Genomic DNA, 13,882 nt, shown 5'->3' on the forward strand with positions numbered 1-13,882 from the left:
AACTGACGGCCGAGACCATGGGTATCACCCACTGTCTCGGCCGTCAGATGCAGTCTCAGCGCCGGTTTGGCCTCAGCGCCGCGGTCAAGCGACCGCGCGGGTCAGCCGTGTGCGCGACGCGAGCCGCGACCGCGGCCGGTGCCGGCGTTGGCGCGGATGTCGGCGACGGTGGCGCCGGTGGTCGGGCGGGCCGGGCGTGACGACCGGCTGGATGCCGCGGCGGGCGCGCTCGCGGTGCGTGCGGCACCCGAGCCCTGACCGTCGCGTCCGCGACCGGTACCGGCACCGCGGCCGGAGCCACCGGAGCGACCACCCGAGGCGGAACCGCCCGAACGTCCACCGCCGTTGCCGGCGCCGCGGCCGGAGCCGCCGTTGCGGCCGCCGCCACCCGAGCGCTGCGGCGCTGCGGTGACGGGGGCGGGCGTGACGTGCGCGGCGGGCTCGCCGACCAGCACCGAAACGGCGGAGGCACCTGCGGCCACGGGCTCGAGAGCCGCGGAGACCTTCGCCTTGCGCAGCAGATCCTTGACCTCGCCGCGCTGCGCGTCGAGCGCAACGGTCACGACGACGCCCTCGGCGCCGGCACGGGCGGTGCGGCCCGAGCGGTGCAGGTATGCCTTGTGCTCGACGGGCGGGTCGACGTGGACGACGAGCTCGACGTCGTCGACGTGAACGCCGCGCGCGGCGACGTCGGTCGCCACGAGCACGCGCACGCCGCCCTTGGCGGTGTCGGCGCCGAACGAGGCGAGGTTGCGGTCACGGGCGCCCTGCGACAGGTTGCCGTGCAGATCGACGGCCGGGATGCCGGAAGCGGTCAGCTGCTTCGCAAGCTTCTTGGCCTGGTGCTTGGTGCGGGTGAAGAGGATGCGGCGCCCCTGGCCCGACGCGAGCTGGCGCACGAGCGCGGTCTTCTCATCGGCGCCGGGCACCACGAAGACGCGGTGGGTCATGACGCCCTGCGGGACGCTGGACTCGTCGACCTCGTGACGCACCTCGTCGCGCAGGAACTTGCGCACGAGGGTGTCGACGCCGCGGTCGAGCGTGGCGCTGAACAGCATGCGCTGGCCGCCCGCGGGGGTGGCGGAGAGGATGCGGGTGACGCCCGGCAGGAAGCCGAGGTCGGCCATGTGGTCGGCCTCGTCGAGCACGACGATCTCGACGAAGCTGAGGTCGACGACCTTCTGCTTCATCAGGTCCTCGAGGCGACCGGGGCACGCCACGACGATGTCCACGCCGCGGGCGAACGCCTGCTCCTGCCCGCGCTGGCTCACGCCGCCGAAGACGGTGGTGACGTTGAGCCCGACGGCAGCAGCCAGAGGGGAGATGGTCGCAGCGATCTGCGTCGCGAGCTCGCGGGTCGGGGCGAGCACCAGGCCGCGGGGGCGGCCGGGACGCCGCGCGGCGGCTCCGGCGCCGGACAGACGCGCCACGAGCGGCAGCGAGAAGGCGATGGTCTTGCCGCTGCCGGTGCGGCCGCGGCCGAGCACGTCACGGCCGGCGAGGGAGTCGGGGAGCGTGTCGCGCTGAATGGCGAACGCGTCGGTCTTGCCCTCGGCGGCGAGGACGGCAGCGAGCTTCTCGGGCACGCCGAGGGAAAGGAAGGAAGAAGACATGTGTGCTTTCGGGCAGGCACACGCAGATCATGGGAGGATCGCGGTGCGGAGGAGGCGACGGCGCGGATTCGCGCATCGGTTCGCCGTTCGAAAAGATGCCGCGATCGGGATCGGGGAGTCGTGACGACGACGTAGTGGCACTGAGGCCACACGACCACCCTACCAGCGCAGCGCCGTAGGCTTGACCCATGCACGGTGAGTACAAGGTCCCTGGCGGCAAACTGGTCGTCGTCGACCTCGAGGTGGACGAGGGACTGATCACCGATTTCCACCTGGCCGGCGACTTCTTCCTGGAACCCGATGACGCCCTCGCGGACATCGACGCAGCGGTGACGGGGCTTCCCGTCGAGTCCGACGTCGCCACCATCGCCGCCGCCGTCCGCGCCGCGCTGCCGGAGGGCGCGCAGCTGCTGGGCTTCACCCCCGAGGCGGTCGGCACCGCGGTGCGCCGCGCGCTGGTGACCGCTCCCGGATGGCGCGACTTCGAGTGGGAGATCGTGCACGACCGGCCGCTCTCGCCGAACATGAACCTGGCCCTCGACGAGGTGCTGACCACCCGCGTCGGAGATGGCCGCCGCAAGCCCACCATGCGCATCTGGACGTGGGACGCCTCAGCCGTCGTCATCGGCTCGTTCCAGTCGTATCGCAACGAGGTCGATCCGGAAGGGGCCGCGCGGCACGGCTTCGAGGTGGTCCGGCGCATCTCCGGCGGCGGCGCCATGCTCATCTCCGCGGAATGGATCATCACGTACTCCCTGTACGTGCCGGCATCCCTCGTCGCCGGCATGACGTTCGCCGATTCGTATGCGTTCCTCGACGACTGGGCGCTGCAGGCGCTGCGCTCCCTCGGCATCGACGCCACCTACAAGCCCCTCAACGACATCTCCTCCCCGGAGGGCAAGATCGGCGGGGCTGCGCAGAAGCGCCTGGCCAACGGCGGCGTGCTGCACCACGCCAGCCTGAGCTACGACATGGACGGGCAGGTGCTCACCGAGGTGCTGCGCATCGGCCGCGAGAAGCTCAGCGACAAGGGCACGGCGTCGGCCGCCAAACGGGTGGATCCGCTGCGCAGCCAGACCGGGTTGCCGCGCGAGGAGATCATCGAGCGCTTCAAGACCACCTTCGCGACCCTCTACGGCGCGACGGAGGGGTCGATCAGCGACGAGGAGTACGCCGAGGCCGAGGCGCTCGTACAGTCGAAGTTCGCCACCGACGCGTGGCTGCACCGCGTTCCGTGACCGGCGAACCCGGCGACCCCGGCGACCCCGGCGACGCACCCGGTCGCGTCGACATCCATGCCGGGGACAACCTGGCCGTCGCGCGCACCCTGCCCGACGGGGCATTCACCCTCATCTACCTCGATCCGCCGTTCAACACCGGCCGTCGCCGAGAACGCGCCGTCGAGTCCGTCGTCGACGTGACCGCCGCACCCGACGATGCGGTCGGACTCGGGCCGGCGTCGAAGACCACGGTGTCCGGCCCCGTGAAGGCCGGGTTCCGCGGGCGGGAGTACGCCCGGCTGCGCGGCGACCTCAGCCGATACGACGACCGGTTCGAGGACTACTGGGACTTCCTCGAGCCGCGCCTGGCCGAGGCATGGCGCCTGCTCGCCGACGACGGCACCCTCTACCTGCACCTGGACTACCGCGAGGCGCACTACGCCAAGGTGCTGCTGGACGCCCTCGTCGGCCGTGAGCGCTTCCTCAACGAGCTGATCTGGGCGTACGACTACGGCGCGAAGAGCCGTCGCCGCTGGCCCACCAAGCACGACACGATCCTGGTCTATGTGAAGGACCCGGCCGCGTACCACTTCGACTCCACGGCCGTGGACCGCGAGCCCTACATGGCACCGGGCCTGGTCACCCCCGAGAAGGCGGCGCGCGGAAAGCTCCCCACCGACGTCTGGTGGCACACGATCGTGCCGACGTCGGGGCGGGAGAAGACCGGCTACCCGACGCAGAAGCCCGAGGGGATCCTGCGCCGCATCGTGCAGGCGTCCAGCCGTCCCGGCGACCGCGTGCTCGACCTCTTCGCGGGCAGCGGCACGACGGGCGCCGTCGCCTCGGCCCTGGGCCGGCACGCCGTGCTCGTCGATGCCAATCCCGAGGCCGTCGCGATCATGCATCAGCGGATGCCGCACGCCACCGTGCACGGCGAAATCGAGGGGTGCCCCGGCGGCGCGGCATCCGTAGGCTGAGCGCATGCGCTTCGGAACCTTCATCCCCCAGGGCTGGCGACACGATCTCGTCGACATCGCCCCCGCCGACCAGTGGACCCTCATGCGCGACCTCGCGCAGCGTGCCGACGCCGGCCCGTGGGAGTCGCTGTGGGTCTACGACCACTTCCACACCGTGCCCGTTCCGAGCCAGGAGGCCACGCACGAGGCGTGGACGCTGATGTCGGCGTTCGCCGCGTCGACGAGCCGCATCCGGCTCGGCCAGATGTGCACCTGCATGGGATACCGCAACCCCGCCTACCTGGCGAAGGTCGCCGCGACCGTCGACCACGTCTCGGCGGGCCGGGTCGAGATGGGGATCGGCGCCGGCTGGTACGAGCACGAGTGGCGGGCCTACGGCTACGGCTTCCCCCGCATCGGCGACCGTCTCGCGATGCTCGCCGAGGGCGTCGAGATCATGCGGCAGGCCTGGGAGACCGGCCAGGCGACGCTCGACGGCGCGCACTACCAGGTGGACGGCGCCATCGTGCAGCCCCAGCCGGTGCAGCAGGGCGGCATCCCGATGTGGATCGCCGGCGGCGGCGAGAAGAAGACGCTGCGCATCGCCGCGCAGTACGCCTCGTACACCAACTGGTCGAGCGACCCCGAGGAGTTCAGCCACAAGAAGCAGGTCTTCGAGGCGCACTGCGCCGACCTCGGCCGCGACCCGGGCGAGGTCGTGCTGTCGACGAACTTCAACACCGTGGTGGGCGCGACCGAGGCAGAGGTGGCCGACCGTCTCGACGCCATCGAGGTGCGCGTGCGCCCCCACCTGGGTGACGCGACCGACGGCTTCATGGCCGAGTACCGCGGCGGCCGCGGTCTGGTCGGAACACCGGCCCAGGTGATCGAGCGCCTGCAGGCCATGCGCGAGCGGGGCCTGGGGTACGCCATCCACTACTTCCCCGAGCTGGCCTACGACCGCTCCGGCGTCGAGCTGTTCGAGTCCGAGGTGATCCCCGCGCTCAGCTGAGCAGAGGGCGGGCGTCGTCGTAGCCGTTGCCGATGACGTCCGGGGTGGCCGTCGTGCCGCCGAAGACGCGGGTCGTGCCGGGCCGGGCCGACCACGGCCGCCACCCCGGGTCGCCGTCGCGCACGAACGCCGTGGCCGCACCGTGCATCGCGGCGGCGAGCGAGCGCGGCGGGTCGTCGCCGGCGATCGAGGCCACCGCCGGAGCGTCCAGGCAGTCGAACCAGAACGGCACGTCCAGGCAGTGCAGCGCCCAGCGTCGCACGGGGGACTGCCACGCGAAGCGGTAGACCCACGTGGGGGCCGCCGCGTCGGTGCCCACCACGCCTGCCGCACGGGTGCGCGCCTCGGCGACCCTCACGACCAGCGTGCGGAACACCTGGTCGGTGGCGTAGCGGCCGAGGACGGCCGCCGTGCCGAGGCGTCGCTGGCGGCGGTTCGCGGCGAGCCAGCCGCGGATCGTCGCCCGCCGGCCGGGCATGACCACGCGCAGGGCGAGCGATGCCGGCAGCAGCCGGAGAGCCGCGGCCAGCTTGTCGGTGACCATCGTGAACTCGTCGTCGGTCGCCCCGAGCAGCAGCGGCTTGTCGGCGCCGACGCCGGCGGCGATCGCGGCGACAGTCGGCTGCGGCACCAGGTCGCCGTCGACCACCGGCCCCCAGGGTGGTCCTTCGCCGAGCAGTTCCCGCAGCGGCTCCAGCCGGTCGCGGCTGCGGGGCAGCCCGGCGGTGTCCTGCAGGGCGATGATGCGCTCCTCCGGGACGGTGCTGAACCCCTCGAGCGTCGGCGGGACGCCGAGGAGGACGCCCAGCCGCTGCGACGTCGCGGCGGCGCGTTCGGGGCGCACCGCGGCGATCGCGCTGGAGAACGCCATCGCACGATGGAAGAGGTGCTGGGCCGCGGGCATGCCGAGCAGCGTCAGCACGGCGCCCCCGCCGGCGGACTGCCCCGCGATGGTGACGCGGCCCGGATCGCCGCCGAACGCCGCGATGTTCTCCTGCACCCATTCGAGGGCCGCCAGCCAGTCGTGCACGCCCCGGTTGGGCGGCACCCCTTCGATGAGACCGAAGCCGTCGAAGCCCAGCCGGTACGACACCGTGACCGTGACGACCCCGTCCCGGTTGAAGGCGCGGCCGTCGTACCACGGGCTGGCCGGAGAGCCCGTCGTGAAGCCGCCGCCGTGGATGTACACCAGCACCGGCAGCAGGTCGGAGCCGCCGGGGGACGGGGTGAAGACGTTGACGTTGAGGATGTCCTCGCCCGGGATCGATGGCTCGGGGATGAGGGTCATGCCTTCGTCGGAGCGGTGCGGCGTCGCGCCGTGGGCGGTGGCGTCCCGCACCCCCTCCCACGGGGTCGCGGGCACCGGCTCGGCGAAGCGCAGCGCGCCCACCGGCGGGGCGGCGAAGGGGATGCCGAGGAAAGCCGCCGACCGCGCCCCGTCGCTCTCGCGCCAGAACCCCCGCACCCGGCCGGCGGAGGTGGTGACGAGCGGATCTTCGGTCATGGATGAAGCGTAATCCGCGGGTGTCCGACGCGGGGGTCCGCGGATATCGTGAGGCCATGACAGCGCAGCGCGTGCCGGCCGTGTCCGACCTCACCCTCGACGAGAAGACCGGCATCACCAGCGGCGCGGACTTCTGGACAACCAAGGCGGTGCCGCGTGTCGGGTTGCCGGCGATCATGCTCACCGACGGTCCGCACGGCCTGCGCAAGCAGACCGGAGCCGCCGACCATCTGGGGCTCGCCGCCAGCGTGCCGGCCACCTGCTTTCCGCCTGCTGCCGGGCTCGGCACGTCGTGGGACGCCGAGCTCGTCCAGCGGGTGGGCGCGGCGATCGGGCGTGAGGCGGCGATCGAGGACGTGGCCGTGGTGCTGGGGCCCGGCGTCAACATCAAGCGCTCGCCGCTGTGCGGACGCAACTTCGAGTACTACTCGGAGGACCCGCTGCTCTCCGGGGTGCTGGGGGCGGCGGCGGTGCGCGGCATCCAGTCGCAGGGGGTCGGTGCGTCGCTGAAGCACTTCGCGGCGAACAACCAGGAGACCGACCGGCTGCGGGTCAGCGCCGATGTCGACCCGCGGCCCCTGCGGGAGATCTACCTGCGGGCGTTCCAGCGGGTCGTGACCGAGGCGCGACCGTGGACGGTGATGTGCGCGTACAACCGCATCAACGGCGTCTACGCCTCGCAGGACCCGTGGCTGCTCACCCGTGTGCTGCGCGAGGAGTGGGGGTTCGAAGGCCTCGTCGTGTCGGACTGGGGCGCCGTCGACGACCGTGTCGCCGCGCTCGCGGCGGGCCTCGACCTCGAGATGCCCTCCAGCGGCGGCCGCACCGATGCGCAACTGGTGGCGGCGGTCGAGGCCGGGACGCTCGGCGAAGGTGTCGTGGACACCGCCGCGCAGCGCGTCATCGACCTGGTGCGCCGGGCGGGGGACCGGCCCGCGGCATCCGCGCCCCTCGACGTCGAGGCCCATCACGCGCTGGCGCGCGAGGCGGCGGGCCGCTCGATCGTGCTGCTGAAGAACGACGGCGCCCTGCTGCCGCTGCCCCGCGGGGCGCGGATCGCGGTGATCGGCGCGTTCGCGGCCGAGCCGCGCTACCAGGGCGCCGGGTCGTCGCTGATCAACCCCACCCGGCTCGACACCGCGCTGGCCGAGATGCGGGCGCTCTGCGAGGGCGGCGTGGTCTCCGCGGTCGGATTCGACCTGGCGGGGGACGGCGGCCAGGGTGGGGAGCCGGATGCCGAGGCGCTCGTGGCAGAAGCGGTCGCCGCCGCGCGCGACGCCGAGACGGCCGTGGTGTTCCTCGGACTGCCGGCGGCAGCCGAATCCGAGGGCTTCGACCGCGAGCACATCGACCTTCCGGCCGACCAGCTCGTGCTGCTCGACGCGGTGATCGCCGCCAATCCCCGCACGGTCGTCGTGCTGTCGCACGGCGGCGTCGTGGCGCTGCCCTTCCGCGACCGCGTCCCCGCGATCGTCGACGGGTCACTGCTCGGGCAGGCCGGCGGCGGCGCCACCGCCGACGTGCTGTTCGGCGTGGTGAACCCGTCGGCGAAGCTCACCGAGACCGTGCCGCTGCGCCTGGCCGACACCCCCTCGTTCGGGAACTTCCCCGGGGAGGCCGGGCACGTCCGCTACGGCGAGGGCGTGCTCGTGGGCTACCGCGGCTACGACGCCCGCGCGCTGGATGTGGCCTACCCGTTCGGCCACGGGCTGTCGTACACGACGTTCGCCTACGGCGAGCCGTCGGCATCCGTCACCGCGGACGGCGACCTGCGGGTGCACGTCCGCATCGCCAACACCGGTTCCCGCGCCGGTCGTGAGGTCGTACAGGTCTACGCGGCGCCGACGTCGTCCGCCGTTGCCCGCCCGCCACGGGAGCTGAAGGGGTTCGCGGGAGTGACGCTGGATGCCGGGGAGGAGCGGACCGTCGAGATCGTCGTGCCGCGGGCGGAGCTGGCCTACTGGGACGTGCGGGTCGACCGGTGGGTCGTCGAGGGCGGGGCGTACCGGCTGGAGGTCGGCGCGTCCAGCCGTGACGTCCGCGGTGCGGCGACGGTCGATGTCGCCGGTGACGACGTGGCGCTGCCGCTGACCATGTCGTCGTCGGTGGGGGAGCTGCTGGCGCATCCCGTGGCCGGGCCGCTCGTGCAGCAGGCGATGGCGGCGATGCTCGGGGGCGCAGCGCCGGACGAAGGGATGCAGAAGATGATGGCATCCTTCCCGCTCGGGCGCCTGGCCGGGTTCCCGGGGGTGCCGGTGAGCTACGAGCAGGTGGAGCAGCTCGTGGCGATGGCCAACGCGACCGCCCCCGTGCGGGGCTGAGTCGCACGGATATGACAGAGGCCCCGGGGCGCGATGCGCTCCCGGGGTCTTCTGCCCGCAGCCCGTTCGGGTCAGGCTGCCGACCAGCCTCCGTCGCTGGCGAGGGTGACACCGTTGATGTTCACGCCGTCGTCGCTGAGGAGGAAGGTGATGGATGCCGCCAGGGCGTCGGCCTCGACGGGGTCGGGGAGAATCGCCATCGCGCCGCGCACGCGCTCGGCGCCCAGCGGCGAGGCGAACTTCGCCTCGATGTTGGTGATCGTGGCGCCCGGCGCGACGGCGTTGCAGCGGATCCCGCTCGGGCCGTACATGAACGCCGTCGACTTCGTCAGGCCCACGACCGCGTGCTTCGACGCGGTGTAGGCCGCACCCGCGGCCGATCCGCGCAGCGCCGCCTCGGAGGCGGTGTTGACGATGGAGCCCCCGCCCTGGGCGAGCATGGCGGGGATCACCGCCCGGGTGAGCTTCATGGTGCCGGTGACGTTGATGGCCATGACACGGTCCCAGACGGCGTCGGTCACCTCGCCGATCGGCGTCATGTCGTCCATGATCCCGGCCACGTTGGCCAAGGCGTCGATGGTGTCGCCGGCGGCTGCGACGATGCGGGCGATGCCGGCGTCGTCGGTGATGTCGGCGACGATCGTGACGATGTCCGACTGGGGGTGCTCCGCGGCGAATTCGGCCAGGCGCTCCTCGCTGACGTCGACGGCCACGACACGGCCGCCTTCACGGGCGACGCGCGACGCCGTGGCGCGTCCGATGCCGGAGCCCGCCCCCGTCACGATGACGGTCTTGCCGGTGAACCGGCCCTGGTCGATGCGCTCGGTCCATTCGCGCAACGGCACTGCCGGGGCCCCCGCGTCTTCGGCTTCGGGAGCCTGCGCGGGCGCGGCGGGGGCGCCGGCGGGCACCTCTCCCGCAGCGGCGCGGCGCACGAGGTCATCGAGCATGTCCTGGGTGAAAGAGCCGCGGCTCAATTTGACGAGTCGTTTGATGGCGAGGCGACGCACGGGCTTGAAGACCTCGGGGGTCTGTCCGCCGGCGGCCAGCATCTCGGTGAGGATGGCGTTGCCGGCCGGGTCGGCCAGCCAGTCGGCGATGGCGGAGTCGCCGGAGAGAGCGGTGGTGCCCATGGTGTGATCCCTTCTACCGGACACGATTGTCCGGTACTAGGTTATACCCGTGGGATCTGACGTGGAAGACCGGCGAAAGGCCAACCGGGGACCGGCAGCCGGCCCGGGCAACAGGCAGGCGCTGCTGCGTGCCGCGCGCGAGGTGTTCGCCGAGTCGGGCGTCGCCGCGCCCTTCTCCGCGGTGGCCAGGCGCGCCGGGGTCGGGCAGGGCAGTCTCTACCGCCACTTCCCCGATCGCACCGCGCTCGCCGCGGCCCTGTTCGAGGAGAACGTCGAGCGTATCGAGGAGCACACCGCCGGCGACGACCGCACGCTCGACGACCTGTTCGACATCGTGATCAGCCAGGCCGTCGTCTCCACGGCCCTGATCGACCTCACGTCCGGCCACCGCGACGACCCGCACGTGCAGGCGCTGGGGCAGCGCTTCCGCAGTGTGGTCGACCGGGTGCTCTCACGCGAGCGCGCGGCCGGGCACGTGGGTGCGCACGTCGACACCGATGATGTGGCGCTGGCCGCCGGCATGCTCGCGGGAGAACTCGCCCGTACCGCCGACGCCGACCGTGCCGCCGCCGCCGACCGTGCACGGCGGATGCTGCATCGGGCGTTCGCGCCCTGACCCGGGTGCGATTCAGTGCGTGCCGACGAAGGCCAGCAGCGCGTCGTTGACCTCGTCGGCATGCGTCCACAGCAGCCCGTGCGGGGCTCCGTCGATCTCGATGTAGGTCGCCGACGGCAGCAGTTCGCGGAAGCGTCGCGCCGTGGCGTCGATCGGCAGGATGTTGTCGGCGGTGCCGTGCACGATGAGCGCGGGAACCGAGATCTGCGGGATGTCCTCGCGGAAATCGGTGGGCCAGGTCAGCGGCGCCGCGGTGATGGCGGCGTTGCCGGCGAGGTTCGCCACGGCGATGCTCGCATCGACCGCCTCCTGGGAGATCCGGTCCCCCAGCAGGTCGTCGAGGTTGTAGAAGTCGTGGAAGAACCCGGTGAGGAAGGCGAAGCGGTCGGCGCGCACGGCATCCGCCGTCTGCTGGAAGAACTCCGCGGGCGCGGCGCCGTCGGGGTTGTCACCCGTGATCGCGAGATACGGCTCGAGGGAGCCGAGGAACGCCGCCTGCGCCACCCGCCCCGAGCCGTACCGGGAGAGGTAGCGGGCGACTTCGCCGGTGCCCATCGAGAAGCCCACCAGAGTGGCGTCCTCGAGTTCCAGCTCCTCCATGAGCGCGTGGAGGTCGGCGGCGAAGGTGTCGTAGTCGAAGCCGGTCGCCGTCTTGCTCGACGCGCCGAAGCCGCGGCGGTCGTAGGCGATGACGCGATAGCCGGCATCGAGCAGCGCCGCCTGCTGCTTGCCCCAGGACTCGCCGTTGAGCGGGAACCCGTGGATCAGCACGACCGGCCGGCCGCTGCCCTGATCTGTGTAGTAGAGGTCGACATCGGCCGAGTTCTCGGTCGCCACGGTGATGAACGCCACGATTGCTCCTCACGTCGAGGGGGACGGATGCCTCGACATCGTCTCGACGCTAGGGCCTTCGCGGCGGTCGCCGCCAGGGGTTGCCGGGGGTCAGGCGTCGCGCTCGGCGCCCGCCGAGGGCACGACGGTGAACACGTGCGGTGCGGTGAAGCCGCGCTCGGCGAAGGCGGCCGTCACGGCATCCGTCACCGCGCCGACCTTGTCGTGGTCGACCAGCGCGATGGCCGCGCCGCCGAACCCGCCGCCGGTCATGCGGGCGCCGATCGCTCCGGCGGCCACAGCGGTCTCGACCGCCGTGTCGAGCTCGGGGACAGAGATCTCGAAGTCGTCGCGCATCGAGGCGTGCGAGGCGTCGAGCAGGCCGCCGATCGCGCGCGGGCCCTCGCTGTCGAGCGTCGCGACGGTGTCGAGCACCCGCTGGTTCTCGGTGACGACGTGGCGCACGCGGCGGAACGTCACATCGTCCATCAGCGCCTGGGCCCGGTCGAGGTCGGCGACCGCGACGTCGCGCAGCGACGGCACGCCCATGATCTCGGCGCCGCGCTCGCACGCCGCACGCCGCTCGCCGTAGCCGCCGGTGGAGTGGGCGTGCTTCACGCGGGTGTCGATGACGACGAGTTCGAGGCCGGCCGCGGCGAAGCCGAGATCGACGATGCGGGTCTCGAGCGTACGGCAGTCGAGGAAGGTGGCGGCATCTGTCTGTCCGAGCATGGACGCCATCTGGTCCATGATCCCGGTGGGGGCGCCGACGGCCTCGTTCTCGGCGCGGCGGCCGATCTGGGCCAGGGTCACCCGATCGAGCGGCGTGCCCCAGGTGTCGGCGAGCGCCGTGGCGGTGGCCCCCTCGATGGCGGCGGACGATGAGAGACCGGCGCCCACGGGGACGTCGGAGGCGAACGCGAGGTCGACGCCGGTGACGTCGCCGGCGCTCAGGCCCGCCGCGTGCAGCAGCGCCCACGCCACCCCGAGGGGATACGCCGACCACTCCGGCACGCGCAGGGCGCCTTCGCTCGGGAAGAGGGCGTCGAGGTCGGCCAGCGGAACCTCGACGGGGACCGGGTCGAACGTCGAGACCACGCGGATGCGGCCGTCGTCGCGCGTGCCCAGCGCCACATGGGTGCGGTGGGGCGTGGCGAAGGGCAGCACGAAGCCGTCGTTGTAGTCGGTGTGCTCGCCGATGAGGTTCACGCGACCGGGTGCCGACCAGGTGCCGATCGGCTCGTGGCCGGTGAGCGTGGCGAACAGGTCGCGCGCGGCGGCGGCGGTCGCGGCGGAGCCGGGAGCGGCGGGGGTGGTCACAGGGTCACTCCTTCGACGGCGGCGCGCAGCCGTTCGGCGGCGGCCTCGGGGGTCACATCGCCGATCCAGGCGCCCATGGCGGCCTCGCTGCCGGCGAGGAACTTGAGCTTGTCGGCGGCGCGGCGGGGGCTGGTGAGCTGCAGGTTCAGGCGCACGGTGTCGCGCCCGTGGCGCACCGGAGCCTGGTGCCAGGCGGCGATGTAGGGGGTGGGCGAGTCGTAGAGCGCGTCGACGCCGCGCAGCAGGCGCAGGTAGAGGGGTGCGAGCTCGTCGCGCTCGGCATCGGTCGTCTCGGCGAAGTCGGCGACCTGGCGGTGGGGGAGCAGGTGCACCTCGATCGGCCAGCGCGCCGCGAAGGGCACGAAGGCCGTCCAGTGCTCGCCGGAGAGGATGACGCGCGGGCCGGAGCGCTCGAAGTCGAGGATGCGCTCGAACAGGTCGGGGGCGGTGCGATCGATCGAGTCCAGCAGGCGGGTCGTGCGGGGTGTGATGTACGGGTAGGCGTAGATCTGGCCGTGCGGATGCGGCAGGGTGACGCCGATGGCCTCGCCCCGGTTCTCGAACGGGAAGACCTGCTCCACGCCCGGCAGCGCCGAGAGAGCGGCGGTGCGGTCGGCCCACGCCTCGATGACGGTGCGGGCGCGGGTGACGCTCAGCGTGCCGAACGACCCGGCGTGCTCGGGGCTGAAGCAGACCACCTCGCAGCGGCCGACCGAGGTGCGTGTGCGGCCGAGGCCCAGGTGCTCGAGGTCTTCGACGCCGCGGGGCGGGTCGCCGGCGGCAGGCGCATCACCGAAGGCCTCGGCGAGGGCGGGACCGAACGAGGGCGACTTGTTCTCGAAGACCGCGACGTCGTAGCGCGACGGGATCTCCGACGGGTTGGTGGGCGTCTGCGGCGCGAGCGGGTCGAGCTCCGCCGGCGGCAGGAAGGCGCGGTTCTGCCGCGCTGCCGCGATGGAGATCCAGTCGCCGGTCAGCACGTCCTGCCGCATCGTGGCCGTCGCGGGGCGAGGGTCGAGCGTGCGCGCGTCGACGGCGCGCTCCGCGCCGAGCGTCGTGTCGGGGTCGTCGAAGTAGAACAGCTCGCGGCCGTCGGCCAGGCGTGTGGAGCGCTTCACGACGCCGGCGCCGAGGGTGACGGGTTCGGGGGTTTCGGGTGTACCGAACTCAGCAATGTTCACGTCAACATGGTACGGCCGTGCTGTGTTATCGTCAACACGGCCGCCGGGATGAGGAGGAAGCGGATGGCTCGCGACCCCATGAACCACCTCGACCGGCTCGAGCGCGGCGGCGCCTCCGACTCCCCCGCCGAGGCGGACGCTCGCGCTGCCCCGGCCCCTGCCCCTGCCCCTGCCC

Annotated in this window: 11 protein-coding genes; 5 read left to right on the forward strand and 6 right to left on the reverse strand. The window is 72.6% G+C overall.

Annotated elements, in window-relative coordinates; translation table 11 throughout:
* Positions 1 to 101: 101 nt before the first annotated feature.
* A complete protein-coding gene (locus tag QNO26_RS01750; protein ID WP_257531845.1) occupies positions 102 to 1,613 on the reverse strand; it encodes a DEAD/DEAH box helicase in 1,512 nt (503 codons plus the stop codon).
* A gap of 188 nt (positions 1,614 to 1,801) precedes the next feature.
* Between QNO26_RS01750 and lplAB the strand changes: the two genes are divergently transcribed.
* Genes lplAB through QNO26_RS01765 form a run of 3 tightly spaced genes read left to right on the forward strand, consistent with a single transcriptional unit; the run spans position 1,802 to position 4,801 of the window.
* Entirely contained in the window at positions 1,802 to 2,851 is a 1,050-nt protein-coding gene (lplAB, locus tag QNO26_RS01755) for a lipoate-protein ligase LplAB (RefSeq protein ID WP_257531847.1), read from the forward strand.
* On the forward strand, positions 2,830 to 3,810 hold the full coding sequence (locus QNO26_RS01760; protein WP_374679396.1) for a DNA-methyltransferase: 981 nt from the start codon (positions 2,830 to 2,832) through the stop codon (positions 3,808 to 3,810). Before lplAB ends, QNO26_RS01760 begins: the two co-directional genes overlap by 22 nt.
* Positions 3,811 to 3,814: 4 nt before the next feature.
* The gene (locus tag QNO26_RS01765; RefSeq protein WP_257638697.1) at positions 3,815 to 4,801 is read left to right on the forward strand and encodes an LLM class F420-dependent oxidoreductase; all 987 of its coding nucleotides are present in this window, start codon (positions 3,815 to 3,817) and stop codon (positions 4,799 to 4,801) included.
* Here QNO26_RS01765 and QNO26_RS01770 read toward each other — a convergent pair.
* The gene (locus QNO26_RS01770) at positions 4,794 to 6,305 is read right to left on the reverse strand and encodes a carboxylesterase/lipase family protein (protein WP_257531851.1); all 1,512 of its coding nucleotides are present in this window, start codon (positions 6,303 to 6,305) and stop codon (positions 4,794 to 4,796) included. The genes QNO26_RS01765 and QNO26_RS01770 overlap by 8 nt on opposite strands.
* A gap of 56 nt (positions 6,306 to 6,361) precedes the next feature.
* Here QNO26_RS01770 and QNO26_RS01775 point away from each other — a divergent pair, with 56 nt between their 5' ends.
* Positions 6,362 to 8,626, forward strand: a complete 2,265-nt coding sequence (locus tag QNO26_RS01775) for a glycoside hydrolase family 3 C-terminal domain-containing protein (RefSeq protein ID WP_257531853.1) — start codon at positions 6,362 to 6,364, stop codon at positions 8,624 to 8,626.
* 71 nt (positions 8,627 to 8,697) lie between these two features.
* Here the strand turns inward: QNO26_RS01775 and QNO26_RS01780 are convergent, their stop codons facing one another.
* Complete coding sequence (locus QNO26_RS01780) at positions 8,698 to 9,759, reverse strand: SDR family NAD(P)-dependent oxidoreductase (protein WP_257531855.1); 1,062 nt, start codon at positions 9,757 to 9,759, stop codon at positions 8,698 to 8,700.
* A 49-nt stretch (positions 9,760 to 9,808) separates the two neighbouring features.
* Here QNO26_RS01780 and QNO26_RS01785 point away from each other — a divergent pair, with 49 nt between their 5' ends.
* The gene (locus QNO26_RS01785) at positions 9,809 to 10,375 is read left to right on the forward strand and encodes a TetR family transcriptional regulator (protein ID WP_257531857.1); all 567 of its coding nucleotides are present in this window, start codon (positions 9,809 to 9,811) and stop codon (positions 10,373 to 10,375) included.
* Between the two features lie 12 nt (positions 10,376 to 10,387).
* Here the strand turns inward: QNO26_RS01785 and QNO26_RS01790 are convergent, their stop codons facing one another.
* The 3 genes from QNO26_RS01790 to galT form a co-directional block, all read right to left on the reverse strand.
* Positions 10,388 to 11,227 (reverse strand): alpha/beta fold hydrolase, encoded by an 840-nt coding sequence (locus QNO26_RS01790; RefSeq protein WP_257638696.1) that lies wholly within the window; start codon positions 11,225 to 11,227, stop codon positions 10,388 to 10,390.
* A 90-nt stretch (positions 11,228 to 11,317) separates the two neighbouring features.
* Entirely contained in the window at positions 11,318 to 12,526 is a 1,209-nt protein-coding gene (galK, locus tag QNO26_RS01795; protein ID WP_257531862.1) for a galactokinase, read from the reverse strand.
* Complete coding sequence (galT, locus tag QNO26_RS01800) at positions 12,523 to 13,707, reverse strand: galactose-1-phosphate uridylyltransferase (protein WP_257531864.1); 1,185 nt, start codon at positions 13,705 to 13,707, stop codon at positions 12,523 to 12,525. The genes galK and galT overlap by 4 nt, the downstream gene beginning before the upstream one ends.
* Positions 13,708 to 13,882 lie beyond the last annotated feature (175 nt).

It is taken from the genome of Microbacterium sp. zg-Y1090 (genome assembly GCF_030246945.1).
Taxonomy (GTDB): domain Bacteria; phylum Actinomycetota; class Actinomycetes; order Actinomycetales; family Microbacteriaceae; genus Microbacterium; species Microbacterium wangruii.

Coding starts and splice junctions, on each gene's coding strand:
- QNO26_RS01750 (WP_257531845.1), bottom strand. CDS start 1,613: ATGTCTTCTTCCTTCCTTTCCCTCGGCGTGCCCGAGAAGCTCGCTGCC.
- lplAB (WP_257531847.1), top strand. CDS start 1,802: ATGCACGGTGAGTACAAGGTCCCTGGCGGCAAACTGGTCGTCGTCGAC.
- QNO26_RS01765 (WP_257638697.1), top strand. CDS start 3,815: ATGCGCTTCGGAACCTTCATCCCCCAGGGCTGGCGACACGATCTCGTC.
- QNO26_RS01775 (WP_257531853.1), top strand. CDS start 6,362: ATGACAGCGCAGCGCGTGCCGGCCGTGTCCGACCTCACCCTCGACGAG.
- QNO26_RS01770 (WP_257531851.1), bottom strand. CDS start 6,305: ATGACCGAAGATCCGCTCGTCACCACCTCCGCCGGCCGGGTGCGGGGG.
- QNO26_RS01780 (WP_257531855.1), bottom strand. CDS start 9,759: ATGGGCACCACCGCTCTCTCCGGCGACTCCGCCATCGCCGACTGGCTG.